The following is a 26,840-nucleotide window of genomic DNA, read 5'->3' as shown; positions in this document are numbered from 1 at the left end:
TACGTCCAGTACGAGGACTTCCGGCCGGCACGCCGAGAGCACGCACCGGACGTCACTCCTTGACGGGCGAACGTTGCCTGCCGGGGCACTAGTCATGACCAGCACCACCGAACCACTGCCCGCCGACTCCTACGCCGACTCCCGCCGCACCGGCTCCTTCATCCTGATCGACCCCCACGACGGGACCACCCTCACCGCCGGCATGGTCGGCGAGTCGATGGGTGCTGCGCAGCCGCGGACTCCTCGCCAAGGGCTGACCCTCATGCATCACGACATGGGGGGAGCTCCAGGGGACTGCTCGGCAGCGGCGTGACCCGAGCATGGCTGAGCCCCCGGTGCGGAAAGTGGCGCCGGGGGCTCGCGAAGGGCGTGGGTGCGGGTCTCAGCCCGAGTACGGCTCGGCCTTGAGGATCTTCACCGAGGCCTTCTTGCCGTTGGGCAGCTCGTACTCCGCGTCCTCGCCGACCTTGTGCCCGATCACGCCGGCGCCCAGGGGCGACTGCGGCGAGTAGGTCTCGATCTCGGTACTCGCGTACTCGCGTGAGGCCAGCAGGAAGGTCAGCGTGTCGTCCTCGTCGCCGTCGAAGGCGATCGTGACGACCATGCCCGGCGCGACCTCACCGTCCGCGGAGGCCGGGGCCTCCCCGACCTGGGCGTTCTCGAGGAGCTGGGTCAGCTGGCGCACACGGAGCTCCTGCTTGCCCTGCTCCTCCTTGGCCGCGTGGTACCCGCCGTTCTCGCGCAGGTCGCCCTCCTCGCGCGCGGCCGCGATCTTGGCTGCGATCTCCGTGCGCGCAGGACCAGTAAGGTGCTCAAGCTCATTCTTGAGCTTGTTGTACGCCTCCTGGGTCAGCCAGGTGACGTTCTCGCTGGTCTGGGTCACAGGTGCTCCTCGTCGGTACTGGGAATACAAAGCATCGCCCTACCCAGAAGAATGTTCCCTCTTGGATGGGCGAAACCACGAGCCTAACAATTCAGCGGCCAAAGGGGGAGGACATAAGCCATCAGAATCACGTCGGTGCAGGTCAGCGGGTACGTATTTTCGGGGCCGGGGCCGGGGCCGGGGCCGGGGCCGGGGCCGGGGCGGGGAGGGCCGGTGGTCAGTCCGCGTGGCAGCCGAGCAGCTCGGCCGTCGTGCCCCGGGACGTCGTACGCAGCGTGACGACCTGGTCGATCCGTGTGGCGTGCCCGTCGAAGCGGAAGTCCGCCCGGCCCACCTCGTCGCCGTTCGCCGCCTGCGAGCGCAGCGTGCAGTAGCCGCGGACCCCGGCGTCCTTGTGGACCTCCAGATGCGCCTGCACGGCGTCGTCGGACGCCTGGAAGGCGATCACCTGGGCGCTGATCCTGCTCTGCCCGACGTAGTGGTAGGCGAAGTAGCCGACGAGGGCGAGCAGGGCCGCCCCCAGCACGACGCCGGCGATCCTGAGCCTGCGGTCGGCACGCTCGTCCGAGGAACGGCCGTAACGGCCCTCCGGCAGCCGGGTGCTCGCCGTGCTCATGATCGTCCTCTCCGCAGGGGCGGGCCGAGGGTCCCGCGAAGGCTCCCGGAGCCGTGCCCCGGAATTATTCGCCCCCCGATTCGGTCACTATAGAAGCCCCCGCCCACCGCACGACCGTCACCCCGGGATGATGGCCCCGAGGGGGACGGCAACTGCTGAACGCCCGCCGACACCGGGCGCCGACTTGACCTGAGGATTGAGCCTTGACTGAGCAGCTGCGACTGATGGCTGTGCACGCGCACCCCGACGACGAGTCGAGCAAGGGCGCGGCCACCATGGCGAAGTACGTGTCCGAGGGGGTGGACGTGCTGGTGGTGACCTGCACGGGCGGAGAGCGCGGCTCCATCCTCAACCCCAAGCTCCAGGGCGACGCCTACATCGAGGAGCACATCCACGAAGTACGCAAGAAGGAGATGGACGAGGCCCGCGAGATCCTCGGCGTCAGGCAGGAGTGGCTCGGCTTCGTCGACTCGGGGCTGCCGGAGGGCGACCCGCTGCCGCCGCTGCCGGAGGGCTGCTTCGCCCTGGAGGACGTCGACAAGGCGGCCGGCGAGCTGGTCAAGCAGATCCGCTCGTTCCGTCCGCAGGTGATCACCACCTACGACGAGAACGGCGGCTACCCGCACCCGGACCACATCATGACCCACAAGATCTCCATGGTGGCGTTCGAGGGCGCGGCCGACAGGGAGAAGTACCCGGAGGCGGAGTTCGGTCCCGCGTACCAGCCGCTGAAGCTCTACTACAACCAGGGCTTCAACCGCCCCCGCACCGAGGCGCTGCACAACGCCCTGCTCCAGCGCGGCCTGGAGTCGCCCTACGGGGAGTGGCTCAAGCGCTGGGACCAGTCGGGCCACAAGGACCGCACGCTCACCACGCACATCCCCTGTGCCGACTTCTTCGAGATCCGCGACAAGGCGCTGATCGCGCACGCCACCCAGATCGACCCCGACGGCGGCTGGTTCCGCGTGCCGATGGACATCCAGAAGGAGGTCTGGCCGACGGAGGAGTACGAGCTCGCGAAGTCCCTCGTGGACACCTCGCTCCCCGAGGACGACCTCTTTGCGGGTATCCGGCAGTCCTGAGGGACAATGCCTGACATGAGCGCGAGCCTGGCAATGACGCACCTGGTCACCCTCGCCGAGGTCGATCAGAACAAGGTCACCCCTGGCGTCCTCGGTTTCATCGTCTTCGCGGCGATGGCCCTGGCGGTGTGGGCCCTGATGAAGTCCATGAACCGCCACATGGGCAAGGTGGACTTCAAGGAGAGCCCGGACCCCAAGGCGGAGTCCAAGGCACCCCCGGCGGACCCCAAGGCCCACCGGGGCTGACGACAGCAGACGCACCGGGCGGACACCGGACCCAGGGCGGTCGCGCAGGGCCGTCACTCAAGGCCGTCACGCAGGGCGGTCGCGCAGGGCCGTCCTCACTGCCCGGCCGGCACCGCGACTCCCATCACCTCGCGCGCGTGCCGGTCCGGCACCATGCCCAGCCGCCAGGCCTGCCAGCCCGCCTCCAGGTTCACACCGCGTTCCAGGAGGAGCTGGTAGGCCCCCGCGTAGTCGTCCAGCTTCTCGTCGCGCAGCGGGTGACGGGCGCGGACGAGCCGGCCGAGCTCCTCCTGCGCCACCGCCGTACCGACCTCCACGCCGCCCGGCGCCGCATACGGCAGCAGGGTGCAGCGCAGGAAGCCGGCCCAGTCCTCGCCCCGCCGGTCGCCGTAGGAGCCGAACAGGCCCGCCGCCTCGTCGCACAGCGCCAGCGCCTGCTGCGTGCGCGCGTTGCCCGCGTCGACCACCGCCAGCTCCAGGCAGGTCCAGGCCTCGCCATGGGCGACACCGATGCGCTGGAAGTCGGCGCGGGCGTCCACCAGCAGCTGGCGGGCGAAGCCGGAGTTGCGCAGGGAGCCCGTCTGCGCCGCCCGCTGGTCGCGGGTCACCCGGGCCGAGTGATGGCGCGCGCAGGCCAGACCGTAGACGTCCCGCATACGGGAGAACATCGTGCGGGCCCGCTCCAGCTCCCGCACCGCCTGGTCCAGATTCCCGGTCTCCTCCAGCGCCTGGCCCAGGTAGTACAGCGTCCAGGCCTCGCCACGCACGTCCTCGTTGTCCCGGTGCCGGGCCGCCGCCTGCCGCAGCCCGTCCACCGCCTGCGACCCGTCACCGGCCACCAGGCGGGCCCGGGCCAGCTGGGTCATGGCCCAGGCCTCGCCGCGGGCGTCACGGGTACGGCCGTAGCGCTCCAGGGCCTGCCGCAGGTCCGCCTCGGCCCGCGGTACGTCGCCCATCCGCAGGGCCAACTGGCCCAGCTGGAAGTGGGCCCAGGCCTCACCGTGCACCGAGCCGCCCTCCCGGTGCAGCACCAAGGACCGCGTCAGCAGGTCCAGGGCCTCCGCCAGATGGGCCCGGTCCCGCTCCACCGCAGCCAGCGCGTGCATGGTCCAGGCACGGTCGGTCGACAGCTCCGGGACCGCCTGGAGATCGAGGGCCTCCCGCAGTTTGGCCGCCGCCTCCGTGAGGTTGCCCTGGTGGTGCAGGGTGATGCCGAGGGAGGTCAGGGCGCGGGCCGCGCCGGCGTCGTGATGGGCCTGCATGTACAGATCCACCACGGAGGTCAGCGTGGTGCGCGCCTTGTCCAGCTCGCCCAGCTGACGGGCCGCGATACCGGTACGCCACTGCACCGACCGGACCAGCAGACCCTGGTCCACGGCCTGGGTCAGCTCGCTGATCTCGCCCAGGCGGTACAGGTCGCCGCGCAGCAGGCAGTAGTCGCACAGCGCGCCGAGCAGGTTCAGCACGGCCGCCTGGTTCACACCCTCGGCGTGCCTGAGAGCCGCCGTGATGAAGCTCGACTCGTCGTCCAGCCAGCGCAGCGCCTCGTCGAGCGAGGTGAAGCCGTGCGGGCTGAAGCGGTCCGACCGGGTCGACATGTTGCCGTCGACCAGACGCAGCACCGAGTCGGCGAGCTCCGCGTAGTTCACGATCAGCCGCTCCTGCGCCGCCGCCCGCTCGGCGGGCTCCTCCTCGTCCAGCAGGCGGGCGTGGGCGAAGGAACGCACCAGGTCGTGCAGGCGGTAGCGATTGCCGCGTACATGGTCGATCAGGCCGGACCGGTCGAGCGTCACCAGCTGCCGGGTGGCCTCCGCCTCGTCCGTGGCCAGCAGCGCGGCGGCCGCCGCGACACCGAGCGAGGTACGGCCGGCCAGGGCGAGTCGCCGCAGCAGGCGTCGGGCCTGCTCCGGCTGGTCGGTGTAGCGCAGCCACAGCACGCGCTCGACCGGCTCCACCGGGCCGTACGCCCCGAGGTCCGAGGCCAGCTGCCGGGGTGAGCGCGGGCCGAGACACGAGCCCGCGACCCGCAGCGCCAGCGGCAGGCCGCCGCACAGCTCCCGGATCCGGTCGGCCGATTCCGCGTCGTACGGTCCCGAGCCGTCCTGGGCCACCGCGCCGAGCAGTTCCTCCGCACCCGCCGCGTCCAGCGCCTGGACGGGCAGCTGGTGGACCTGGGCCAGCAGCTCGGCCGGCAGCTCCAGGGGTGTGCGCGCGGTCACCAGTACCAGGCTGTCGGAGTGCTCGGGGACCAGTGCGCGGACCTGCTCGGGGTCGCAGGCGTCGTCCAGCACGATCGTGACCGGCAGAGCCGTCAGATGCTGGTGGTACTGCTCGGCCAGCCGCTTGACCTGCTGTTCGGGCGAGGAGCGCTCGCGGAACAGCAGCTGCTCGCGAGGCGCGCCGAGCCGGTTCAGCAGGTGCAGCAGGGCGTCCCGGGTCGGCAGCGGCGGCTCCGTTGGACTGTCCCCGCGCAGGTCGACGACCACCGCGCCGCGGAACTGGTCCTTGAGATCGTGTGCCGCGCGGACCGCGAGGGTGCTGCGGCCGGAGCCGGGCGCCCCGTGCAGCACGACGACGGTCGGCCGGGTGTGGGTGCTCGCCCGGCCCGCCTGGACCCACTGCCGGATCCGCGCCATCTCCTGCCGCCGCCCGGCGAACGCGCCCACCGGCTCGGGCAGTTGGCCGAAGGACTGCTCAAGCACACTGCGCCTGCGGGCCGCCGCGCTCTTGTCCGCGCCGCGCAGCCGGGGCGCCGTCTTCTTCGGGCCGGTGGAGGCGCTCAGCACCCGCTGCTGATCGAGGAACGGGCGGATGCCGCGCACCTCCAGGGCGGTGAGCCACTGCAGGCGCAGCTGCTCCGGGCCGCCGGGCTGGCCGGCCGCTCCCGCGCGGTGGTGCGCGGCGGGCAGATGGGCGGCGGTCACCTTCACCACGGTGGCCGCCGCGCCGACGACACCGGCGGTGACACCCGCGCCGACGGCGGTGCCCGCGTCGGTGCCCAGCGCCACGTCGGCGACGGCGGCCGCGAGCGCCGCAACGACAGCCACCAGTAAAGGGGTTCCGGCGCCCTCCTTCGCATACCGCTGCGCGAACGTGAGCTGCCCGGCCTCCGTCTCGTCCAGAGCCCGGGTGTAGGCGTCGTACTCCTCGGCCGCCGACTCGGCCATGGCGTCCAGCGCGCCGCGGGCCCGGGACAGCAGGACGGCACCGTCCACCCGCCCGCCCGAGCGGCGCACCTCCTCCTCCACGGCCCGACCCAGCAAGCGCTCGGCCTCACCCCGATGACTGTCCCGCATGTCCCGTCCCCCTCCGGCGGCAACTCCTTTGTCTATGAGTGTCCTTCGGGCCGGGCGCCGATGCGAGAGGGCGGCGATCACCGGATGGGCGGCTGGGCGAGCCGGCGGGGCCCGGGGGTTCCCGAAAGCGCCGTACCGGTGGCGGAGCGTCGGGCCGGTGTCACGGTCCGTGCCCGGCCGGCACCGGTGAGGCAGGATGGGGTTATGCCGAACCGACTGGCCCATGAGACGTCCCCGTACCTGCTCCAGCACGCCGACAATCCGGTCGACTGGTGGCCCTGGTCGGGCGAGGCCTTCGAGGAGGCCCGCAGGAGCGACAAACCGGTGTTGCTCAGCGTCGGCTACAGCAGTTGCCACTGGTGTCACGTGATGGCTCACGAGTCGTTCGAGGACCGGACCACCGCCGACTACCTCAACGAGCACTTCGTCAGCATCAAGGTCGACCGCGAGGAGCGTCCCGACGTCGACGCCGTCTACATGGAGGCCGTGCAGGCGGCCACCGGGCAGGGCGGCTGGCCGATGACCGTGTTCCTCACCCCCGAGGGCGAGCCGTTCTACTTCGGTACCTACTTCCCGCCCGCCCCCCGCCACGGCATGCCCTCCTTCCGGCAGGTGCTGGAGGGTGTGCGGCAGGCCTGGGCCACCCGGCGGGAGGAGGTCACCGAAGTCGCCGAGAAGATCGTGCGGGAGCTGGCCGGGCGCGAGGTGAACTTCGGCGGCACCGAGGCCCCCGGGGAGCAGGAGCTCGCGCAGGCCCTGCTCGGTCTGACCCGCGAGTACGACCCGCAGCGCGGCGGGTTCGGCGGCGCCCCCAAGTTCCCGCCGTCCATGGTGATCGAGTTCCTGCTGCGCCACCACGCCCGTACGGGTGCCGAGGGGGCCCTGCAGATGGCGCGGGACACCTGCGAGCGGATGGCGCGCGGCGGCCTCTACGACCAGCTCGGCGGTGGCTTCGCCCGCTACTCCGTCGACCGGGACTGGGTGGTGCCGCACTTCGAGAAGATGCTGTACGACAACGCGCTGCTGTGCCGGGTCTACGCTCACCTGTGGCGCGCCACCGGTTCCGACCTCGCGCGCCGGGTCGCCCTGGAGACCGCCGACTTCATGGTGCGCGAACTGCGCACCGCCGAGGGCGGTTTCGCCTCCGCGCTCGACGCCGACAGCGACGACGGCACCGGCAGGCACGTCGAGGGGGCGTACTACGTCTGGACTCCCGCGGAGCTTCGCGAGGTGCTCGGCGAGGAGGACGCCGAACTGGCCGCACGGTACTTCGGTGTGACGGAGGAGGGCACCTTCGAGCAGGGCGCCTCCGTCCTGCAACTTCCGCAGCTGGAAGGGGTCTTGGACGCGCAGCAGGTCGCGTCGGTGCGGAGCCGGCTGTTCGAGCGGCGCTCCCGGCGTCCCGCTCCGGGCCGGGACGACAAGATCGTCGCCGCCTGGAACGGTCTCGCGATCGCCGCCCTCGCCGAGACCGGTGCGTACTTCGACCGCCCGGACCTGGTGGAGGCCGCGGTCGGCGCCGCCGATCTCCTGGTACGGCTGCACATGGACGAGCACGCCGGCTTGTCCCGTACCAGCAAGGACGGCCGTGTCGGACCGAACGCGGGCGTGCTGGAGGACTACGCCGACGTCGCCGAGGGCTTCCTCGCGCTGGGCTCGGTGACCGGTGAGGGGGTGTGGCTGGACTTCGCGGGGCTGCTGCTCGACCACGTCCTCAACCGGTTCACCGACGACTCCGGTGCGCTGTACGACACCGCCGCGGACGCGGAGCAGCTGATCCGCCGTCCCCAGGATCCGACCGACAACGCGGCGCCCTCCGGCTGGACCGCCGCGGCCGGGGCGCTGCTGAGCCATGCGGCCCATACCGGTTCGCAGTCCCATCGCGTCGCGGCCGAGAAGGCGTTGGGTGTGGTCAGGGCGCTGGGCCCGCGCGTCCCGCGCTTCATCGGCTGGGGCCTGGCCGTGGCCGAGGCACTGCTGGACGGGCCGCGCGAGGTCGCGGTGATCGGGCCCTCACTCGACGACGCCTCCGCAAGGGCCCTGCGCCGTACGGCACTTCTGGGCACCGCTCCCGGCGCGGTCGTGGCGTACGGCACCACGGACAGTGACGAGTTCCCGCTTCTCGAGGGCCGTCCCCTCGTGGGCGGTGCGGCGGCGGCGTACGTCTGCCGGAACTTCACGTGTGACACCCCGACGACCGACCCGGAGCGGTTGCGCGCGGCGCTGACCAGCTGACCGGCTATGACGGCCGACCAGCCGAGGGCCGACACGCCATGGACGCAACTGTCCCGAACGTGACCAGAGTCGGTATTGCTCACTCAGGAGCCTCATTGTGACGAAACACGCTCTTCACTGAACTGGCCGGTGCCCTTCACGGACCACTCATAACCTCTCCAGGGTGACGCGCGCGGCGCACAACTACCGTGCGTGACAGGGGGTTTCTGAGATCTGGGGGGATCTGTTTGCTGACGTCCGTCTTCGTTGCCGCCGTCTCGCTGGCCCTGTTCTGGATGGCGGCCTTCACCCTGTGGTGGCAGATGCACGCCTGGCGCACGCCGGAGGTGCTGGCCTCCACCCGGTTCAGCAGACCGGACGGCGACGAGCACCTGTCCTTCTCGCTGCTGCTGCCCGCGCGGCACGAGCAGGCCGTGCTCGACCACACCATCCAGCGGCTGCTCACGTCCACGCACACCGACTTCGAGATCATCGTCATCGTCGGGCACGACGACCCGGAGACCACCGAGGTCGCCACCCGGGCCGCGGAGCGCGACGAGCGGGTCCGGGTGGTCGTCGACACCCACGAGAAGAAGAACAAGCCGAAGGCCATGAACACCGCGCTGCCGCACTGCCGCGGCGACGTCGTCGGGGTGTTCGACGCCGAGGACCAGGTGCACCCCGAGCTCCTCGCGCACGTCGACCACGCCTTCCGCACCACCGGCGCGGACGTCGTCCAGGGCGGGGTGCAGCTGATCAACTTCCACTCCAGCTGGTACAGCCTGCGCAACTGCCTGGAGTACTTCTTCTGGTTCCGCTCCCGGCTGCACCTGCACGCGCAGAAGGGGTTCATCCCGCTCGGCGGCAACACCGTCTTCGTACGGACCGACGTGCTCAGGGAAGCCGACGGCTGGGACCCCGACTGCCTGGCCGAGGACTGCGATCTCGGCGTCCGGCTGTCCAGCGTCGGCAAGAGGGTCGTCGTCGCCTACGACTCCGACATGGTCACCCGCGAGGAGACCCCGGGCACACTGATGTCGCTGCTGAAGCAGCGCACCCGCTGGAACCAGGGGTTCCTGCAGGTCTACCGGAAGAAGGACTGGCGGCAACTGCCGGGATTCCGGCAGCGGTTGCTCGCCCGCTACACCCTGATGACGCCGTTCCTCCAGGCGTTCTCCGGCGTGGTCATCCCGCTCAACGCGGCGATCGCGCTCTTCCTCGACGTGCCGGTCGGCATCGCCTTCCTCACCTTCCTGCCGCTGGTCACGGCGGCCGTCACCTTCGTCTTCGAGGTGGTCGGCCTGCACGACTTCGGCCGGCAGTACGGTCTGCGCGTCCGTCTCGTCCACTACGTGAAGCTCGTCGTGGGCGGGCCCTTCTACCAGGTCCTCCTCGCGGGGGCCGCGATCCGCGCCGTGTGGCGCGAGCAACGCGGCCGCAACGACTGGGAGCTGACCACGCACGTGGGCGCCCACCTCACCGAAACCGCCGTGATCCGAGAGGACGTTGCCGCGTGACCTCCACACTTCCCGCGGCGACCGGTGCCCAGGTCCCCGCGCAGCGCCGGCCTGTGCCGGAAGCCGGTTCGACCGGTCGGACAACACCGCCCGGCCCGCCGCCGGGCCGCTTCCGCTCCCTGCGCCCGGACCTTCTGCTGTGCGGCGCGATCCTCGTGGCGATCCTGGTCGTGCAGGGCTGGAACATCGCCGACTACCCGACCCTCAGCGACGACGAGGGCACCTACCTCGCCCAGGCCTGGGCCGTCCAGCACGGCAGGGGCCTGGCCCACTACACGTACTGGTACGACCACCCGCCCCTCGGCTGGATCCAGATAGCCCTGCTGACCTGGATCCCGTCCGCGATCAGCCCCGGTGCGATGACGGTCGGCACCATGCGGGTGGCGATGCTGCTGGTCAGCGCGGTCAGCGCGGTGCTCGTCCACGTCCTGGCCCGCCGGCTCGCACTGCCCCGCTGGGCGGCCGGGCTCGCCATGGTGCTGTTCGGGCTCTCGCCGCTGGCCGTGGTCCTCCAGCGGGAGATCTTCCTCGACAACATCGCGGTGATGTGGACGCTGCTGGCGTTCACCCTGGCCGCCTCGCCGAGCCGCCACCTGTGGCACCACTTCGGCGCGGGGCTGGCGGCCGCGGCGGGCGTCCTCACCAAGGAGACGATGCTCGTCGTGCTGCCCGCGCTGTTCGTCACGATGTGGCGGCACAGCCACCGCGACACCCGCAAGTTCGCGCTGACCGGTGCGGTCACCGCGTGCGCCCTGATCGGCCTGTCCTACCCGCTGTTCGCGCTGCTGAAGGGCGAGCTGTTCCCGGGCAGCGGCCATGTGTCGCTGTGGGAGGGGCTCACCTACCAGATGACCAGGCCCGGCTCGGGCTTCATCCTCGACGCGGGCTCCGGCTCGTGGGGGGTGCTGCACTCGTGGCTGTACTACGACCGCGTCCTGCCCCTCGGCGGTCTGGCCGGCGCGCTGCTGCTGCTGGTGACCTGGCGCTGGTCGGTCACCGCCCGCGCGCTGGCCGGACCGGCCCTGACCGTGGCGATCCTCGCCGCCGTGGCCCTGCGGCCCAACGGCTACCTGCCCGCCATGTACGTCATCGGGGCGCTGCCGTTCCTGGCCCTGGTGCTGGCCGGAGGAGCCGCCTCCGTGACGCACCTCGTACTGCGCCGGTGGCGGGCGGAGGGCGAGAGGCGGATCCTCACCGGCGGGCGGTACGCCCTCGCGACGGTCCTGGCCCTCGCCGCCGGCGCCTGCGTCGTCCCCCGCTGGTACGACGGCGACCGTACCGCCGTCACGGCCGACGCCAACGCCCCCTACCGGGCCGCGTCGGCGTGGCTCGGCAGCGAGGTCGAGCATCCCGAGGACACCCGCGTCCTCGTCGACGACGCCCTCTGGCTGGACCTGGTGCACGCCGGGTACCGGCCGGGTCTCGGTGCCGTCTGGTTCTACAAGGCCGACCTCGACCCGGCGGTGACGAAGACGATGCCGCGCGGCTGGCAGGACGTGGACTACGTGGTCGCCTCCCCGACCGTACGCCGTGACGCCCGCGACCTGCCCAACGTCCGGAACGCCATCCGGCACTCCACTCCGGTCGCCACCTTCGGCACCGGAGCGGACCGCATCGAGATCCGCCGGATCCAGCCGCAGACCGCGGGAGGCACCCGATGAGCCACGAGTCCACCGTCCCCGGCGAGCTCGGCGACCCGTCGGTCCGCACCACCGAGATACCCGAGCCGGGCGCCGTCACCATCGTCGTACCGACCTTCAACGAGTCGGCGAACATACGGGAGTTGCTGCGGCGGATCACCGAGTCCGTGCCCTCCCGGCTGCCGTGCGAGGTGGTGTTCGTGGACGACTCCACCGACGACACGCCCCAGGTCATCGGGCAGGCGGCTCAGGACTGCCCGTTCCCGGTGACCCTGCTGCACCGCCGGGAGCCGGTGGGCGGGCTCGGCGGGGCGGTCGTCGAGGGCATGAAGGCCGCCTCCTCGGACTGGATCGTCGTCATGGACGGCGACCTGCAGCATCCGCCCGCCCTCGTCCCGGAGCTGGTCGGCACCGGCGAACGGACAGGCGCCGGGCTCGTCGTCGCCTCCCGCTACGTCAAGGGCGGCAGCCGGGCCGGGCTCGCCGGCAGCTACCGCGTGGCCGTCTCGCGCGGGGCGACCTGGCTGACCAAGGCGCTGTTCCCGGGTCGGCTGCGGGGCATCAGCGACCCGATGAGCGGGTTCTTCGCGATCCGCCGGAGCGTGGTGAGTGCGGAGGCACTGAAGCCGCTCGGCTACAAGATCCTCCTGGAGCTGGCCGTGCGCTGCCGTCCCCGCGAGGTCACCGAGGTGCCCTTCGTCTTCCAGGACCGGTTCGCGGGGGAGTCCAAGTCGACCGCGCGGGAGGGATTCCGCTTCCTGCGCCATCTGCTCGGCCTGCGCACCGCCTCGCCGGTCGCACGCATGGTGGTCTTCGGCCTGATCGGCGCGAGCGGGTTCGTTCCCAACCTGCTGGGCCTGTACGCCTTCACCGTCCTCGGGATGCACTACGTCCCCGCCGAGATCGTCGCCAACCAGCTGGGCGTCGCCTGGAACTTCCTGCTCATCGAGCAGTTGCTGTTCCGCGACCGGCGCGCGCACCGGCGCTGGTGGGACCGCCTGGGCCGGTTCGCGCTGCTGGCCAACGCCGATCTGGTGCTGCGCATCCCGCTGATCGCGCTGTTCGTCGACCGGTTGGGGATGGGCGCCCTGCCGGCCACCGCACTCGCGCTGGTGACGACGTTCGTCCTGCGCTTCGCCGGGACCGAAGCGCTGGTCTACCTGCCGCGCCGCGGGGGTCGCACAACCTCCAGGAGAGCCGCGTGAACAAGCACCGCAGACGGACCGCGCTGGTCGGGGTGGGGGCCCTGACCGCCGGTCTGCTCCTGACCTCGCCGCACAGTGCCGAGGCCGCCAACCTCGTCAGGAACCCGGGCTTCGAGACCGCGGGCACCGGGGCGGGCGCCGACTTGCCGTACTGCTGGGAGAAGTCCGGCTGGGGCGACAACGACTTCGGCTTCGAGACCACCTCCGACGCCCACTCGGGTGCCAAGGCCATGAAGGTGACGCTGACCCGCCGGGGCGACGGCGACCGCAAGGCGCTGATCACCGAGTCCACCGAGTGCGCGCCGGTGGTGACCGTCGGCAAGCAGTACGACCTCGGGCTCTGGTACAAGACCACGACACCCGACGCCAACATCACCCTCTTCCGGCACGACGCCACCGCGGGCTGGCAGTACTGGACCGATCTCAAGACCCTGGACATGCAGCCGGACTGGACCCGGGCCACGGTCCGCACCCCCGAGATCCCGTCCGGTACCGACCGCATCACCTGGGGGGTCTCCGTCTACGGCACCGGCTCGGCGACCACCGACGACTACACCATGGACCAGGTACCGGACACGCTTCCGCCCGCCCGGTGCACCGGCACCGCCGACCAGTGCGCGAACGGCAGCTGGTCGGTGCTGCCCACGCAGAACCCGGTCCGCTCCATGCACTCCGTGGTCCTCGACAACGGCAAGGTGCTGCTGATCGCGGGCTCCGGCAACAGCGAGGAGAACTTCATCGCCGGGACCTTCACCTCCGCGGTCTACGACCCGGCGAACGGCACCTACAAGGTGATCCCCACGCCGAAGGACATGTTCTGCGCCGGGCACGTGCAACTCCAGGACGGGCGCGTGCTCGTGATGAGCGGCAACAAGGCGTATCCGGTCGCCGGGGGGCACGGCTACGAGGGCTTCAGGGACTCGTACGTCTTCGATCCCAGGACCGAGACCTACAGCAGGACCAACGACCTGAACGACGGCCACTGGTACCCGTCGGCGACCGAGCTCGGCAACGGGGACGTGATCTCCTTCGGCGGGCTGCGCGAGGACTCGACCGGCTCGGTGACCAACGAGCTGTGGTCCGACCGGGACCAGCAGTGGCTGCCCCTGTGGAAGGTCAACCAGACCTGGTCCTACTGGGGTCTGTATCCGTCGATGATCCTGATGCAGGACGGGCGGCTGTTCTACTCGGGCAGCCACGTGTTCGGCAACAACATCCCGGGCACGGGTTCGGCGGTCTACGACTACGGCGCCAACACGGTGACGCAGATTCCCGGGCTGCGGAACAAGGACGAGCGGGACCAGTCCGCGAGCGTGCTGCTGCCCCCGGCGCAGGACCAGAAGGTCCTCACCCTCGGCGGCGGCAACATCGACTCCAACCCGGACGCGAACCGCCTCACCGACCTGATCGACCTCAAGCGGGCCGACCCGTCCTACGTCGCCGGGCCGCCCATCCCGCAGGGCACGGTCGACCTCGGCAACGGGCCGCGGCCGGAGACCGGCGACCAGGGCAAGATGTACGTCTCCGCCGTCCTGCTGCCCGACGGCAAGGTCCTGGAGACGGGCGGCGCGCTGCACAACCGGGCCGACCCGGTGCACGAGTCCTCGATCTACGACCCGGGCACCAACACCTTCGATCCCGTCGCCGCCGACCCCGAGTCCCGCGGCTACCACTCCTCGGCGTTCCTGCTGCCCGACGGCCGCGTGATGGCCACCGGCGACAACCCGGGCAACGGCACCTGGAACCACAACGTGTCGATCTACACCCCGCCCTACCTCTACCAGGGCACCCGCCCGACGATCACCTCGCTGATCAACCAGGAGTGGAGGTACGGCGACACCCAGCGGATCACCGTCGACCGCCCGATCGCCAAGGCGGAACTCATCCGCCCGGCAGCGGTCACCCACTCCTCCGACCCCAACCAGCGCTTCGTCGACCTCCCGCTGTCGGTGGACGGCAACAACGTCGACCTGAACGTGACGAGCAATCCCAACCTGGCGCCGCCCGGCTGGTACATGCTCTTCGCGGTGGACGCGGCCGGGGTGCCGTCGGTGGCGAAGTGGGTGCACCTGACGGGCCCGGCGGCCCTCGGCGCCGCCACCGCGTCCCCGCACATCCACTCCTTCGCCGGCTCCCTGTCCGGCAAGGTCTCCGGACCCGCCAGGAAGCGCACCGCACAGCAGGTCGGCCCGGCCGTCTCCGGCTGCGACCGCCACTACGGCTCCGTCAACGTCTGTGTGCCGACGGTCTTCCCGCCCGAGGTGAGGAAGACGGCCGCGGCCCGCTGCGCCTGGCTTCGGCAGAACCACTACGGCCGGCTGAAGGTCAACGGCGGCGACGACCCACTGGGCCTGGACCGCAACCGGAACGGTGTCGCCTGCGACCAGGAGGACGTCGGGCGCCGCTGAGGACCACCGCACCCGGGGCGAGCAGCGCTCCGGTGCTCAGCTCCCCTGGGTGCGCATGGTCAACGCCCGTTCCACGATCGCCTCCAGCTGGTCGTGGTGGGCGCCCTTCCAGTACGCGCGGCCGCAGTCACGGCACTGGGCGAAGACGTCGTACGTGCGGTGCGTGCCGTGCTTGAGCTGAGCGGCCACCTCGTCCTTGGTGGCGTCCCTGAGCAGGCCGTTGCAGGCGGTGCAGCGGGTCCAGGGACGCAGCTCGGGACGGAAGCGGTCGAGGACGTCGCGGAGCTGGTCCTCCGGGCGGGTGCTGTAGACGAAGGCGCCCGCCCACAGTTCACGGCGGCGCAGCAGCCCCCGGTCGCGGCTGAGCATCACCCGCTTCTCGGCCGCCGAGCGGGCGGCGAGCGCCGGGTCGCCGATGTCCGTCGACTCGTACGCCGTGTCGACGCCGAGCAGACGCAGGCGGCGGGCCAGCGTGCCGAGGTGGACGTCGAGGAGGAAGCGCAGGGGAGCGCCCGGGACCTGCTGGGGACGTTCGACGGCACGTACCTCCACGGTCTCCGCCGCCCGCGGGACGTGCGACACCGGCACCTCGTGGCCGTCCACCACCAGCGTGCCGACCTCGGTGAGCGGGACGCCGAGGGACTCGACGACATGGCCGAGCGTCGAGACGCCGTCGGTGACGACCGGCGTGGCCCCCCGGCGGCGGGCGTGCGGGACGAACAGGCGCAGGCCGGGGGCGAACTCGACGTGGATCTCGGGACCGTTCACCCGGCCAGGATGGCACGGGGAAGGGGTGGGACCTCAGCGGTTTTCGGCGGGCAGGCCGTTCTCGAGGACATCCAGGGTGCGGTCGAGGAGGTCCTCGAAGTCCTCCCGGTGGCCGTTCTCGGCCCAGTACATCGAGGTTTCCATCAGGCCGCCGATGAGGGACATCGCGTACACCCGCACTTCCAGGCCGTCCGGGTCACGGCCGGTGCGCTCGCCGATGGCCTGGCAGAGCATGCGTCCGGTGGACGACATGCTCTCCATCATCCGGGAGCGCACCGCGGGCACGTCGACCATCAGCCGGGTCCGCAGTCTGGACACCTCGGGGTCCTCGTTCATGCCCAGCTGGACGGCCCGGTGCATGACGTACCGCAGGGACGCCGGCCACGGCTCGTCCGCCGGCCGGGTCCGCAACTCCGCGAGGATGACCGGGTCCCACTCGTCCGTGAGGACGATGTCCTCCTTGGTCGGGAAGTAGCGGAAGACGGTCGACGGCGACACCTCGGCCCGGTCGGCGATCTGCTCGATCGTCGTGGCGTCGTACCCCTGCCTTTCGACCAGTGCGTACGTCGCGGCGCGGATCGCCTCGCGGGTCTTGATCTTCTTTCGCTCCCGCAGCCCCAACTGGGGGCGGTCGGCGGGGGTCGTGGAACGTGCGGCCGTCATGACGCTCATTGTCCGGCATCGGATCCGGAGCAGGCCGTCGCCGGGGCCTGGTCGGCCTCGTCGCGCCCGGCCGGCGCGGTATCCGGAAGCAACGCGGCCGCCGGCAGGGCGGCAGCCGCCGATGATCGGGCCGAGCGGCAGGCCGAGCGCCGAGGCGGCGGAGACGATGAAAAATGGCAGTAGCGTTCACAATCTACGGCCTGTCAATAGGAAGTGATTCGCGGCATAGTGAAATGGCCACGGCTCGTGAGCCGTGGCCGGGAAGGGGGCGCGGGGGTTACGCGTGCTGGTAGGCCACCAGGGAGATGCCGACGTAGTGCACCACGAAGGCGGCGAGGGTGAGGGAGTGGAAGACCTCGTGGAAGCCGAACCAGCGGGGTGAGGGGTTCGGCCGCTTGATGCCGTAGACGACCCCGCCCGCGCTGTAGAGCAGGCCGCCCACGACGACCAGGACCAGGACGGCGATGCCGCCGGTGCGCAGGAAGTCCGGCAGGAAGAAGACGGCCGCCCAGCCCATGGCGATGTAGCACGGGGTGTACAGCCAGCGCGGGGCGCCGACCCAGAAGACACGGAAGACGATGCCCGCGGCCGCCGCGGCCCAGATGCTCCACAGCAGCCACCGGCCCTTGCCGTGGGGCAGGAGCAGCAGCGTCAGGGGCGTGTAGGTGCCCGCGATGATCAGGAAGATGTTGGCGTGGTCGAGGCGGCGCAGGACGCCGTCCATGCGAGGGCTCCAGTTGCCCCGGTGGTAGAGCGCGCTGACGCCGAAGAGCAGGCAGGCGGTGAGGGCGTAGATCCCGCAGGCGATCCGCCCGCGGGTGGAGTCGGCCAGGGCGGTGAGCACCAGGCCCGCGATGAGTACGGCCGGGAACATGCCGAGGTGCAGCCAGCCACGGAGCCGGGGCTTGATCGGATGCGGCAGGGAGGGCGCGACCGGACCGCGGCCGGCGGCCGGCGTGTCCAGGGGCGCGTCGGAGGCGGACGTAGTCATGCGCGCATGGTACCTACGGCACCGTAAGTCGGGGGTCAGCGCACGGCGATGACGGGCCGGAACGCAAAAAGTCCTTCCGTTGAACCCAACATGGACGCAAAGAATCACGGAAACCGTGGGATTCCTCACGTCGCTCACCTGTGATGCCCTCTGGACAGATGCGCACTAGAATCGGATGATCAAATGAGTGCGGTCGGCACCGGATGAGCGGCTACGAAGCATCCGGGTCGCAGCCCCCACGGGGCGAACAAGACAAAAATCCCTCATTTAGGAGCAATCGTGGCGCGCGACATCGCGGCTCCCCCCGTCATCCCCACCAACCACCAGGAACTGATCTCGTGGGTCAACGAGATCGCCGAACTGACGCAGCCGGACAACGTGGTCTGGTGTGACGGATCCGAGGCCGAGTACGAGCGGTTGTGCGAGGAGCTCGTCCAGAAGGGCACCTTCCGCAAGCTCGACCCGATCAAGCGCCCCAACTCCTACTACGCGGCATCCGACCCGACCGACGTGGCCCGGGTCGAGGACCGGACCTTCATCTGCTCCGAGCAGGAGCAGGACGCGGGCCCGACCAACCACTGGAAGGCGCCCGCCGAGATGCGGGAGATCTTCCAGGGCAAGGACGGGGACGGCGGCATCTTCCGCGGCTCGATGAAGGGCCGGACTATGTACGTCGTCCCGTTCTGCATGGGCCCGCTCGGTTCGCCGCTGTCCGCGCTCGGCGTCGAGATCACCGACTCCGCGTACGTCGCCGCGTCCATGCGCACCATGACCCGCATGGGACAGCCGGTGCTCGACGAACTCGGTGACAGCGGCTTCTTCGTCAAGGCCGTCCACACCCTCGGCGCCCCGCTGGAGCCCGGCCAGGAGGACGTGCCGTGGCCCTGCAACTCCACGAAGTACATCTCGCACTTCCCCGAGACCCGTGAGATCTGGTCCTACGGTTCCGGCTACGGCGGCAACGCCCTGCTCGGCAAGAAGTGCTACGCCCTGCGCATCGCCTCCGTCATGGCGCGCGACGAGGGCTGGCTGGCCGAGCACATGCTGATCCTCAAGCTCACGCCCCCGCAGGGCGAGTCGAAGTACGTCGCAGCGGCCTTCCCGAGCGCCTGCGGCAAGACGAACCTCGCCATGCTGGAGCCGACGATCTCCGGCTGGACCGTCGAGACGATCGGCGACGACATCGCGTGGATGCGGTTCGGCGAGGACGGACGGCTGTACGCGATCAACCCCGAGGCCGGCTTCTTCGGTGTCGCGCCGGGCACCGGCGAGCACACCAACGCCAACGCGATGAAGACGCTGTGGGGCAACTCCGTCTTCACGAACGTCGCCCTCACCGACGACAACGACATCTGGTGGGAGGGTATGACGGAGGAGACCCCGGCCCACCTGACGGACTGGAAGGGCCGCGACTGGACCCCGGACTCCACCGAGCCCGCCGCGCACCCCAACGCCCGCTTCACCACCCCCGCCTCGCAGTGCCCGATCATCGCGCCCGAGTGGGAGGACCCCAGGGGCGTGCCGATCTCGGCGATCCTCTTCGGCGGCCGCCGCGCCAGCGCGGTGCCGCTGGTGACGGAGTCCTTCGACTGGAACCACGGCGTCTTCCTCGGCGCGAACGTCGCCTCCGAGAAGACCGCCGCCGCCGAGGGCAAGGTCGGCGAACTGCGCCGCGACCCGTTCGCCATGCTGCCGTTCTGCGGCTACAACATGGGCGACTACATGGGCCACTGGATCGACGTGGCCAAGGGCAAGGACCAGTCCAAGCTGCCGAAGATCTACTACGTCAACTGGTTCCGCAAGAACGACGAGGGCAAGTTCGTCTGGCCCGGCTTCGGCGAGAACAGCCGCGTCCTGAAGTGGATCGTCGAGCGCCTGGAGGGCAGGGCCGAGGGCGTCGAGACCCCGATCGGCATCCTGCCGGCCAAGGACGCCCTGGACACCAGCGGCCTGGAACTGTCCGAGTCCGACCTGGACTTCCTGCTCACCGTCGACAAGGACGTGTGGCGCGAGGAGGCCGCCCTGGTCCCCGAGCACCTCAACACCTTCGGCGACCACACGCCGAAGGAGCTGTGGGACCAGTACCGCGCGCTGGTCGAGCGCCTGGGCTGAGCACCCGGCTGAGGACTCCGCGGCCGGTCGCCGTGCCCTGACCAGCGATCGTCACGGCCGGCCGCGGTGACAACCCCGAGGCCCCGCACAACGGCGTGCGGGGCCCTCGTGCTGTGCAGGGCTTCGTGCGCCTCGGGTACCCGGCCGTCGCCAGGGGAAGGAGGGACGGCTCCATGGCAGGCGGCAACGACTTCTACTCGCAGGACCGTCCGGAGAATCCGCGCCTGGCGGAGGACCGTCCGCGCGGCGGAGGGCCCGAGGACCGGCCCCGCACCGGTCACCGGCATGTGTGGATCTGGTGGCTCGCGACGGCGGTGGTGATCCTGATCCTGATCCTGATCCTGTTCTTCATTTTCATCTGAGGATCTTCGTCTGCGGATTCTGCGGATCCTCGTCCGACGCCCGTGCAATGGCGCCCGGTCCGCGCGTCGCTGCGGGTGCACGCGGACCGGGGCCGCTTGGGAAGCCCTCGGCGGAGGGCTACGGGGTGGAGCTACGGGGTCGCGCTGCTCAGTCCCTGCGGCACGGCCGACGCGGTGGCGTGCGCGTCCATCCGCTCCGCCGCGAGAATCGCCGCCGCCGTGTCCGCCCGGGACGCCGCCACGACGAGGGCGCGCCCGGCGAGTGCGTGTGCCCGCTGGTGCAGGGCCGACGGCTCACGGAGGGCGTCGGCCGTCGCCATACGGACCGGCGCACGACCTCCCCGCAGCCGGGCCACCTGCCCGGCGAGCCGTTCCGCGGCCGTGTCCAGGTCGGCGGAGGGGGTCAGTGCGCGCAGTTCGTCCGTGACGGCGAGCAGCGCCGCGAGATGTCCCGCGAGCTGGATGTCCAGCTCCTCCTCGCGGGAGCGGTGCGGGAAGTCGGAGGTGTCGCAGGTGGTGCCGGCCATCGTGTGGACCGACTTGGTGCGGATCGGTTCGTACATGGGATGGCCTCCTGTGCGCTGACAGAAGCCATCCTAGCTTAGAACGCGTCTAAAGTTGAGCCGGTTCGCGAATCGGATCGTTCGGGCACCCAGGGTGAGCGTCACGTCTGGCCGTAGCCGTCCAGGAAGGTGCCGATCCGCCCGACCGCGTCCCGCAGGTCCCCGACCGTGGGCAGGGTGACCACGCGGAAGTGGTCCGGTTCGGGCCAGTTGAAGCCGGTGCCCTGGACGACCATGATCTTCTCCCGGCGCAGCAGGTCCAGGACCATCTGCCGGTCGTCCCTGATCTTGAACACCTTCGGGTCCAGGCGCGGGAAGAGGTACAGCGCTCCCTTGGGGCGTACGCAGGTCACGCCCGGGATCTGGGTGAGCAGGTCGTGGGCGACGTCCATCTGCTCCTTCAGCCGCCCGCCCGGCAGCACCAGGTCGTTGATGGACTGCCGCCCGCTCAGCGCGGCGACCACGCCGTGCTGCCCCGGCATGTTGGCGCACAGGCGCATGTTCGCCAGGATCGTCAGGCCCTCGATGTAGGAGTCGGCGTGCGCGCGGGGGCCGGAGACGGACATCCAGCCGACCCGGTAGCCCGCCACCCGGTACGCCTTGGACATGCCGTTGAAGGTGAGCGTGAGCAGGTCCGGCGCGACCGCCGCCGTCGGGGTGTGGGTGGCCCCGTCGTAGAGGATCTTGTCGTAGATCTCGTCGGAGCAGACCAGCAGGTTGTGCCTGCGGGCGATGTCGGTGAGCCCCTTGAGGACCGCCTCGTCGTAGACGGCGCCCGTCGGGTTGTTCGGGTTGATGATGACGATCGCCTTGGTGCGGTCGGTGACCTTGCGCTCCACGTCGGCGAGGTCGGGCATCCAGTCGGACTGCTCGTCGCAGCGGTAGTGCACGGCGGTGCCGCCGGACAGGGACACGGCGGCGGTCCACAGCGGGTAGTCCGGAGCCGGTACGAGCACCTCGTCGCCGTCGTCCAGCAGGCCCTGCATCGCCATGACGATCAGCTCGGAGACGCCGTTGCCGATGAAGACGTGCTCGACGTCCGTCTCGATGCCGAGGGTCTGGTTGTGCATGACGACCGCCCGGCGTGCGGCCAGCAGGCCCTTGGCGTCGCCGTAGCCGTGGGCCGAGGAGACGTTGCGGAGGATGTCCTCGAGGATCTCGGGCGGGCACTCGAAGCCGAACGCCGCCGGGTTGCCCGTGTTCAGCTTCAGGATGCGGTGTCCGGCCGCCTCCAGCCGCATCGCCTCCTCGAGCACGGGGCCCCGGATCTCGTAACAGACGTTGGCGAGCTTGGTCGACTGGATCACCTGCATGTCAGGGAGCTTACGGCCGGGTAACGCTCCAAGGCTCGTGTTTTCCGCCACGTGAGACGGTTCGGTATGGACTGTTATCGCCGGTAGCTGTCTCATCAGCCCCTCGGGTACCTAGACTTTCCGGCCATGTCCATGCCTCCCGAGACCCACGGGGTACCGCCGGCGGGCGGTGCGCTCCAGGGGTCGCCGAACGTGTACCACCCGCAGGCCGCGGCCGCTCCGGCGTACGAAGGGTATGCCGACCCGGCGGCCGCCCACGGGTGGCAGAACGCGTACGACGAGACACGGGAGCTGCCCCCGGTGCCGGGTGGCGAGACGCGCGAGCTGCCCCCCGTGCCGGACGTCGACGCGCCCGGCCGCCAGGCGACTGAGGGGGTGCCTGAGGCGCGGCAGGGCCACCGGGGCCGCCCGCGCGGGCGCAGGATGCGGGAGCAGCGCGGCGGCGGTCGCTCGCGGCGGGCGGCCCTCGTGGCCGGGGCGGCGGGGGTGGTCTCCCTCGCCGTGATCGCCGGATTCTCCGCTCTGGGGTCGTCCTCGGACGGGCCGCAGGGCGCGCGCGAGCGCACGGGGCCGACGGCCGGGGGTGCCGACACGACGGCGGGGACGGCCACCGCCTCCGCCGTGACCGGCTCGCCCGCCGGTCCGGCCGGGGCGGGCGTCCCGGACACCGGGGGCGGACGGTCCGGCAGCGCCCCGGCGAGTGCGAGTGCCGTCGGCTCCCCGGCCGCGTCGGGGAGCGGGGACCGGAGCGCGCCGCCCGCGACCACCCCGGCGCCCGGCACCTCGGCCGCCGCGGCCACCCCGGCCCCGGCCACCTCGGCGCCGGTCACGAGCGCCCCGGCCGGCAGGGGGCATGGCCGGGGCGCCAACAAGCGGCCCAAGTAAGTGCCGGCGCAAGGAAATTGACGTCCCCTCGGCGAACGGCGGATCGCATACGACTGCTTGTGGGCCACCCCTCGGGCCATCACAATGCGCATGACAAGACAGGCGGCCGGAAGATCTCCGGTCGCCCGTGTCCGAAGAGGGGACCCCCACATGAACAAGCCTCTCCTTGCCACGCTCGCGGCCCTGGTGATCACCGGGGCGGGCATGGCGCCGGCGGCCGCCGCCACGGTCACGCGGGCCACGGCACCGGCCGCGGCGACGAAGGCCACGGCGGCCAGGAGCACGACGCCCACTGTCCGGGCCGTCGACTTCGCCGGCACGGTGGCGCTGAGCAACTGCTCCGGCTCGGTCATCCGCTTCCCCAACTCCGCGGACGGCGACCCGGCGCTGGTGCTCACCAACGGCCACTGCCTGGAAACCGGCTTCCCGTCACCCGGCGAGGTCATCGTCGACCAGGCCTCCAGCCGCTCCTTCGGCCTGCTCAACTCGGCGGGCACCCGGGTCGGGACCCTGCGCGCCGGCAAGGTCGCCTACTCGACCATGACCGACACCGACGTCACGATCTACCAGCTCACCCGCACCTACGCGCAGATCAAGAGCTCCTACGGCATCAACGCGCTGACCGTGAGCGACACGCACCCGGTCGCCGGCACCGCCATCAAGGTCGTCTCCGGCTACTGGCAGCGGATCTACAGCTGCAACATCGACGGGTTCGTCTACCGCCTCAAGGAGGGCGACTGGACCTGGAAGGACTCGGTCCGCTACACCTCCGCCTGCAACACCATCGGCGGCACCTCGGGCTCGCCCGTCGTCGACGTGGCCACCGGCAGGGTCGTCGCCGTCAACAACACCGGCAACGAGGCCGGCGAGCGCTGCACCGTGGACAACCCGTGCGAGGTCGACGCGAGCGGGAACGTCACCGTCCGCGAGGGCATCAACTACGCCGAGGAGACCTACCTGATCCCCGCGTGCTTCGGCACCGGCAACAAGCTGAACCTGAACGCGAGCGGCTGCACCCTGCCCAAGCCGTAGCCCTGCTCGGCGGGAGTGGTGCACGCGGGAGCGGTGCACGGCGGGCGGTCACACCGGAGTACGGCGGACCGCCCGCCCCGCAAGCACGTCCGTCCGCCGCCCGTCCTCGACCACGAACCGGCCGTCGACCAGGACGTACGGGATCCCCGTCGGCAGGGCGCGCGGCCGTTCGAAGGTGGCGCCCGGCGCGACGGTGGCCGGATCGAAGAGGACCAGGTCGGCCCGGTACCCCTCGCGGACCAGGCCCCGGTCCGGCAGGCGCAGCCGGGCCGCCGGGCGCCCGGTCAGGTGCGCGACGCACTCCTCCAGCGACAGCACGCCCAGCTCCCGCACGTACCGGCCGAGGTACTGCGGGAAGGTGCCGTACGCGCGCGGGTGCGGCTTGGTCCCCTGGAGGATGCCGTCGGAGCCGCCGGTGTGGACGCGGTGACGCATGATCGCCCGCACGTTCTCCTCGTGGCCGACGTGCTGCATGATCGTCGTACCGAGCCGGTCCTCGGTGAGCAGACGGCGCGCCGTCGTCCAGGGCGCCTCGCCCCGCGCGTTCGCGGCCTCACGGATCGTACGGCCGACGTACCCCGCCAAGGACGGCTCGGTGACACCGGAGATCTCGATCGTCCCCCACTCCACGGGCACGCCGTGGCAGCCGTCCGAGCCGGTGAGCTCCAGATGCCGGCGGATCCGCTCGGCGGTGTCCTCGTCGGTGAGCCGCCCGAGGATCTCCGCGGGGCCGCCCACGCTCGCCCAGCTCGGCAGCAGCGCGACGAGCGTGGTGCAGCCGGGTGTGTAGGGGTAGGAGTCGAGGGTGATGTCGGCTCCGGCGGCGAGCGCGTCGTCCAGCAGCGCGAGCAGTTCCGGTGCCCGGTCCCGGTTCGGACCGAAGTTCAGGGTGGCGTGCGCGAGATGGAGCGGGCAGCCCGCCTCGCGGGCCAGGGCCACCATCTCCTCGTAGGCCCGCAGCGCCCCGGCCCCGTACGAGCGGTGGTGCGGGCAGTAGTAGCCGCCGTGGGCGGCCACCACCCGGCACAGCTCGGTCAGTTCGGTGTCCGGTGCGTACATCCCGGGTGTGTAGGTGAGCCCGGACGACATGCCGACGGCGCCCTGCTCCATCCCCTCGGCGACCAGCCGGCGCATCCGGTCCAGCTCCTCGGGGCCGGCCGCACGGTCCTCCCAGCCGACGGCGAGCGCGCGGACCGTGCCCTGGGGCACCAGATAGGCGGCGTTGACGGCGATGCCCTCGCCGTCGAAGCCGTGGTCCAGCCGGTCGAGGTACTCGCCCACCGAGCGCCAGGTGAAGTCGACGTCGTCGCCGTACCCGTTCCAGCCGGTGATCGCCCGGCGCACCTCCTCCAGCGTGCGGTCGTCGACCGGCGCGTACGACAGCCCGTCCTGACCGAGGATCTCCAGGGTGACGCCCTGCGCGGCCTTCGCGCTGTGGTCCGGGTCGCGCAGCAGGGCGAGGTCGCTGTGGGCGTGCATGTCGATGAAGCCGGGGGAGAGGACCAGGCCCTCGGCGTCCAGCTCCCGGGTCGCCCGGGGGCGCTGGCAGCCCGCCGCCGCGGCCTCCTTGACGATCGAGACGATGCCGCCGCGGTCGACGACGACATCGGCGCGGTACGAGGGCGCGCCGGTGCCGTCCACGACGTCCGCGTCGCGGATGACGAGCTGATCCACGACCGGTCACCTCCTTCGGAAGACGCCTGTCGGAAGACGTCCTTGGGAAGACGAACTCCTCCGCCACCGGCGGTCTCCTAGAAGAACGTGCGGATGTAGTCCACCACCGTTCCGTCCGCCTCGGCCACCGGGATCAGTTGCCACTTGTCGAAGGAGGTGCACGGGTGGGACAGGCCGAGGGCGAGCCAGTCCCCGACCTCGACGTCCGCCTCGGGGGCGGTGTTCAGCCACAGGTGCTGGTCGGACAGGGCCGTCACCTCGATCCCGGCCGCCGGGCGCTCGGTGCCGTCCCGGCGCACCGCCCGGACCACGGGCAGGTCGAGGTCGTGGGCGGCGTCCCGCTTGCCCGCGTTGACGAACGCCTGGTCGGCCGACGGACGGGACACCACCTGCGCCCACAGCTGGAACGCGGGCTCCAGAGCGCCTTCCTCGGGCACCCGGTTGAACGGCGTCAGCCTGCGGTAGTGCACGTCGTCGTGCGAGACGTACGCGCCGGAGCGCAGCAACTTCAGTACGGGAAGCGACAGTTCGGGGATGCCGGCGAAGACGTCGGCGACCGCGTCGAACCACTCGCTCCCGCCGGCGCTCACCACGATCTCGTCCGCCTCCGCGAACCGCCCCGCCTTGTCGAACTCCACGGCGAGGCCCACCAGACGGCGCAGCCAGGCGCCGACCCGCTCCGGGGAGGCGTTCGGGACCTGCGCCTCGTACCCCGCCACACCCACCAGCCGCAGCGTCTCCACGCCCGCCACCGCGTCGGCGACCGCCGTGCACTCGGCCTCCGTACGCACCCCGGTGCGGGCGCCCTCGCCCGCGCCCAGCTCGACGACGACGTCCACCGGGCGGGCGGCACCCCGCAGGGCGGTGTCCATCAGCTCCACCGCGCGCACGGAGTCGACGTAGCAGACGAGACGGAAGCCGGGGTCGGCGGCCAGCTCGGCGGCGATCCAGCGCAGGGCCGGCGCGTCCACCAGTTCGTTGGCGAGGAACACCCGCTGGATTCCGAACGCCCGGGCCACCCGCACCTGGTGCGGCACCGCGAGCGTGATGCCCCACGCTCCGTGCCGCAGCTGGCGGTGGAAGAGCTGCGGGGCCATGGAGGTCTTGCCGTGCGGGGCGAAGGCGAGGCCGTGCCGGGCGGCGTAGGCCTCCATGAGTGCCAGGTTGTGCTCCAGCCGCTCGGCGGAGAGGGCGAGGACGGGGGTGGTGAAGCCGCCGGTGAAGAGGTTGCGGCGCTGGGCGGCCAGCTGACCGACGGTCAGGCCGTGGGCGTCCGGCGGGAGTCCCTTGAAGCGGTGGTCGACTCGTTCCTCGGCCAGACGGGCGAGCGCTTCGCTGCTCATGGAGTCTTCCTCTCGGCGGTTGCAGCA

Annotated in this window: 21 protein-coding genes and 1 pseudogene; 12 read left to right on the top strand and 10 right to left on the bottom strand. The window is 71.2% G+C overall.

All coding sequences use genetic code 11. The features are described 5' to 3' along the window. Window positions 1-103: 103 nt before the first annotated feature. Window positions 104-313: pseudogene (locus tag AB0A61_RS29480) on the top strand (hypothetical protein); the annotation flags it as partial. A gap of 69 nt (window positions 314-382) precedes the next feature. On the opposite strand, the gene greA reads toward AB0A61_RS29480, so the two are convergent. After that, the gene (gene greA / locus AB0A61_RS29475; RefSeq protein ID WP_361298715.1) at window positions 383-883 is read right to left on the bottom strand and encodes a transcription elongation factor GreA; all 501 of its coding nucleotides are present in this window, start codon (window positions 881-883) and stop codon (window positions 383-385) included. Window positions 884-1,100: 217 nt separating this feature from the next. Further along, entirely contained in the window at window positions 1,101-1,499 is a 399-nt protein-coding gene (locus tag AB0A61_RS29470; protein WP_361298712.1) for a DUF4307 domain-containing protein, read from the bottom strand. Between the two features lie 224 nt (window positions 1,500-1,723). Here AB0A61_RS29470 and mca point away from each other — a divergent pair, with 224 nt between their 5' ends. Together mca and AB0A61_RS29460 are read left to right on the top strand one after the other, a co-directional pair. Next, on the top strand, window positions 1,724-2,581 hold the full coding sequence (mca, locus tag AB0A61_RS29465; RefSeq protein WP_361298727.1) for a mycothiol conjugate amidase Mca: 858 nt from the start codon (window positions 1,724-1,726) through the stop codon (window positions 2,579-2,581). A 6-nt stretch (window positions 2,582-2,587) separates the two neighbouring features. Then, complete coding sequence (locus AB0A61_RS29460) at window positions 2,588-2,827, top strand: hypothetical protein (protein WP_361298709.1); 240 nt, start codon at window positions 2,588-2,590, stop codon at window positions 2,825-2,827. Between the two features lie 95 nt (window positions 2,828-2,922). Here AB0A61_RS29460 and AB0A61_RS29455 read toward each other — a convergent pair whose 3' ends face one another. Beyond that, the gene (locus tag AB0A61_RS29455; protein ID WP_361298706.1) at window positions 2,923-6,123 is read right to left on the bottom strand and encodes a tetratricopeptide repeat protein; all 3,201 of its coding nucleotides are present in this window, start codon (window positions 6,121-6,123) and stop codon (window positions 2,923-2,925) included. 204 nt (window positions 6,124-6,327) lie between these two features. On the opposite strand from AB0A61_RS29455, the gene AB0A61_RS29450 reads away from it, so the two are divergent. From AB0A61_RS29450 to AB0A61_RS29430, 5 genes are all read left to right on the top strand, one after another. Continuing rightward, window positions 6,328-8,358, top strand: a complete 2,031-nt coding sequence (locus AB0A61_RS29450) for a thioredoxin domain-containing protein (RefSeq protein ID WP_361298703.1) — start codon at window positions 6,328-6,330, stop codon at window positions 8,356-8,358. A 227-nt stretch (window positions 8,359-8,585) separates the two neighbouring features. Continuing rightward, complete coding sequence (locus AB0A61_RS29445) at window positions 8,586-9,854, top strand: glycosyltransferase (protein WP_361298700.1); 1,269 nt, start codon at window positions 8,586-8,588, stop codon at window positions 9,852-9,854. After that, window positions 9,851-11,515 carry a phospholipid carrier-dependent glycosyltransferase gene (locus AB0A61_RS29440; protein ID WP_361298697.1) on the top strand — a complete coding sequence of 555 codons (1,665 nt, stop codon included), beginning with the start codon at window positions 9,851-9,853 and terminating at the stop codon, window positions 11,513-11,515. Before AB0A61_RS29445 ends, AB0A61_RS29440 begins: the two co-directional genes overlap by 4 nt. Then, the gene (locus AB0A61_RS29435; protein ID WP_361298694.1) at window positions 11,512-12,699 is read left to right on the top strand and encodes a glycosyltransferase family 2 protein; all 1,188 of its coding nucleotides are present in this window, start codon (window positions 11,512-11,514) and stop codon (window positions 12,697-12,699) included. The genes AB0A61_RS29440 and AB0A61_RS29435 overlap by 4 nt, the downstream gene beginning before the upstream one ends. After that, on the top strand, window positions 12,696-15,107 hold the full coding sequence (locus tag AB0A61_RS29430; RefSeq protein ID WP_361298692.1) for a galactose oxidase-like domain-containing protein: 2,412 nt from the start codon (window positions 12,696-12,698) through the stop codon (window positions 15,105-15,107). The genes AB0A61_RS29435 and AB0A61_RS29430 overlap by 4 nt, the downstream gene beginning before the upstream one ends. Window positions 15,108-15,143: 36 nt before the next feature. On the opposite strand, the gene AB0A61_RS29425 is transcribed toward AB0A61_RS29430, so the two are convergent. The 3 genes from AB0A61_RS29425 to AB0A61_RS29415 all read right to left on the bottom strand — a co-directional run bounded on the left by AB0A61_RS29425 (window position 15,144) and on the right by AB0A61_RS29415 (window position 17,529). After that, a complete protein-coding gene (locus tag AB0A61_RS29425; RefSeq protein WP_361298689.1) occupies window positions 15,144-15,875 on the bottom strand; it encodes a Mut7-C RNAse domain-containing protein in 732 nt (243 codons plus the stop codon). A gap of 33 nt (window positions 15,876-15,908) precedes the next feature. Then, entirely contained in the window at window positions 15,909-16,547 is a 639-nt protein-coding gene (locus AB0A61_RS29420) for a TetR family transcriptional regulator (protein WP_361298685.1), read from the bottom strand. A gap of 268 nt (window positions 16,548-16,815) precedes the next feature. After that, window positions 16,816-17,529 carry a hemolysin III family protein gene (locus AB0A61_RS29415; RefSeq protein WP_361298682.1) on the bottom strand — a complete coding sequence of 238 codons (714 nt, stop codon included), beginning with the start codon at window positions 17,527-17,529 and terminating at the stop codon, window positions 16,816-16,818. A gap of 279 nt (window positions 17,530-17,808) precedes the next feature. Here AB0A61_RS29415 and AB0A61_RS29410 point away from each other — a divergent pair, with 279 nt between their 5' ends. Further along, entirely contained in the window at window positions 17,809-19,641 is a 1,833-nt protein-coding gene (locus AB0A61_RS29410; RefSeq protein WP_361298679.1) for a phosphoenolpyruvate carboxykinase (GTP), read from the top strand. 173 nt (window positions 19,642-19,814) lie between these two features. Next, on the top strand, window positions 19,815-20,003 hold the full coding sequence (locus AB0A61_RS29405) for a hypothetical protein (RefSeq protein ID WP_361298676.1): 189 nt from the start codon (window positions 19,815-19,817) through the stop codon (window positions 20,001-20,003). Window positions 20,004-20,134: 131 nt separating this feature from the next. Here AB0A61_RS29405 and AB0A61_RS29400 read toward each other — a convergent pair whose 3' ends face one another. Together AB0A61_RS29400 and AB0A61_RS29395 are read right to left on the bottom strand one after the other, a co-directional pair. Beyond that, the gene (locus AB0A61_RS29400) at window positions 20,135-20,566 is read right to left on the bottom strand and encodes a hypothetical protein (RefSeq protein ID WP_361298673.1); all 432 of its coding nucleotides are present in this window, start codon (window positions 20,564-20,566) and stop codon (window positions 20,135-20,137) included. A gap of 101 nt (window positions 20,567-20,667) precedes the next feature. Further along, window positions 20,668-21,879, bottom strand: a complete 1,212-nt coding sequence (locus AB0A61_RS29395) for a pyridoxal phosphate-dependent aminotransferase (protein ID WP_361298670.1) — start codon at window positions 21,877-21,879, stop codon at window positions 20,668-20,670. 126 nt (window positions 21,880-22,005) lie between these two features. Here AB0A61_RS29395 and AB0A61_RS29390 point away from each other — a divergent pair, with 126 nt between their 5' ends. Together AB0A61_RS29390 and AB0A61_RS29385 are read left to right on the top strand one after the other, a co-directional pair. After that, entirely contained in the window at window positions 22,006-22,764 is a 759-nt protein-coding gene (locus tag AB0A61_RS29390) for a hypothetical protein (RefSeq protein WP_361298667.1), read from the top strand. A 150-nt stretch (window positions 22,765-22,914) separates the two neighbouring features. Then, window positions 22,915-23,796 carry a serine protease gene (locus AB0A61_RS29385; RefSeq protein ID WP_361298664.1) on the top strand — a complete coding sequence of 294 codons (882 nt, stop codon included), beginning with the start codon at window positions 22,915-22,917 and terminating at the stop codon, window positions 23,794-23,796. A gap of 48 nt (window positions 23,797-23,844) precedes the next feature. Here AB0A61_RS29385 and AB0A61_RS29380 read toward each other — a convergent pair whose 3' ends face one another. Beyond that, window positions 23,845-25,470, bottom strand: a complete 1,626-nt coding sequence (locus AB0A61_RS29380) for a D-aminoacylase (protein ID WP_361298661.1) — start codon at window positions 25,468-25,470, stop codon at window positions 23,845-23,847. A 77-nt stretch (window positions 25,471-25,547) separates the two neighbouring features. After that, entirely contained in the window at window positions 25,548-26,813 is a 1,266-nt protein-coding gene (locus tag AB0A61_RS29375) for an amino acid deaminase (protein WP_361298658.1), read from the bottom strand. Between the last annotated feature and the right edge of the window lie 27 nt (window positions 26,814-26,840).

It is taken from the genome of Streptomyces sp. NPDC046197, from assembly GCF_040646295.1.
GTDB lineage: Bacteria > Actinomycetota > Actinomycetes > Streptomycetales > Streptomycetaceae > Streptomyces.
Note: the sequence above shows the minus strand (reverse complement) of the source record. Positions and strands in the feature narration are given on the sequence as shown.

Bases quoted from the DNA above. Each gene is read 5' to 3' on its own strand.
- AB0A61_RS29395 (WP_361298670.1), bottom strand. From the start codon at position 21,879: ATGCAGGTGATCCAGTCGACCAAGCTCGCCAACGTCTGTTACGAGATC.
- AB0A61_RS29455 (WP_361298706.1), bottom strand. From the start codon at position 6,123: ATGCGGGACAGTCATCGGGGTGAGGCCGAGCGCTTGCTGGGTCGGGCC.
- AB0A61_RS29390 (WP_361298667.1), top strand. From the start codon at position 22,006: ATGTCCATGCCTCCCGAGACCCACGGGGTACCGCCGGCGGGCGGTGCG.
- AB0A61_RS29415 (WP_361298682.1), bottom strand. From the start codon at position 17,529: ATGACTACGTCCGCCTCCGACGCGCCCCTGGACACGCCGGCCGCCGGC.
- AB0A61_RS29385 (WP_361298664.1), top strand. From the start codon at position 22,915: ATGAACAAGCCTCTCCTTGCCACGCTCGCGGCCCTGGTGATCACCGGG.
- AB0A61_RS29470 (WP_361298712.1), bottom strand. From the start codon at position 1,499: ATGAGCACGGCGAGCACCCGGCTGCCGGAGGGCCGTTACGGCCGTTCC.
- AB0A61_RS29420 (WP_361298685.1), bottom strand. From the start codon at position 16,547: ATGAGCGTCATGACGGCCGCACGTTCCACGACCCCCGCCGACCGCCCC.
- AB0A61_RS29450 (WP_361298703.1), top strand. From the start codon at position 6,328: ATGCCGAACCGACTGGCCCATGAGACGTCCCCGTACCTGCTCCAGCAC.
- AB0A61_RS29405 (WP_361298676.1), top strand. From the start codon at position 19,815: ATGGCAGGCGGCAACGACTTCTACTCGCAGGACCGTCCGGAGAATCCG.
- AB0A61_RS29460 (WP_361298709.1), top strand. From the start codon at position 2,588: ATGCCTGACATGAGCGCGAGCCTGGCAATGACGCACCTGGTCACCCTC.
- mca (WP_361298727.1), top strand. From the start codon at position 1,724: ATGGCTGTGCACGCGCACCCCGACGACGAGTCGAGCAAGGGCGCGGCC.
- AB0A61_RS29375 (WP_361298658.1), bottom strand. From the start codon at position 26,813: ATGAGCAGCGAAGCGCTCGCCCGTCTGGCCGAGGAACGAGTCGACCAC.
- AB0A61_RS29400 (WP_361298673.1), bottom strand. From the start codon at position 20,566: ATGTACGAACCGATCCGCACCAAGTCGGTCCACACGATGGCCGGCACC.
- AB0A61_RS29435 (WP_361298694.1), top strand. From the start codon at position 11,512: ATGAGCCACGAGTCCACCGTCCCCGGCGAGCTCGGCGACCCGTCGGTC.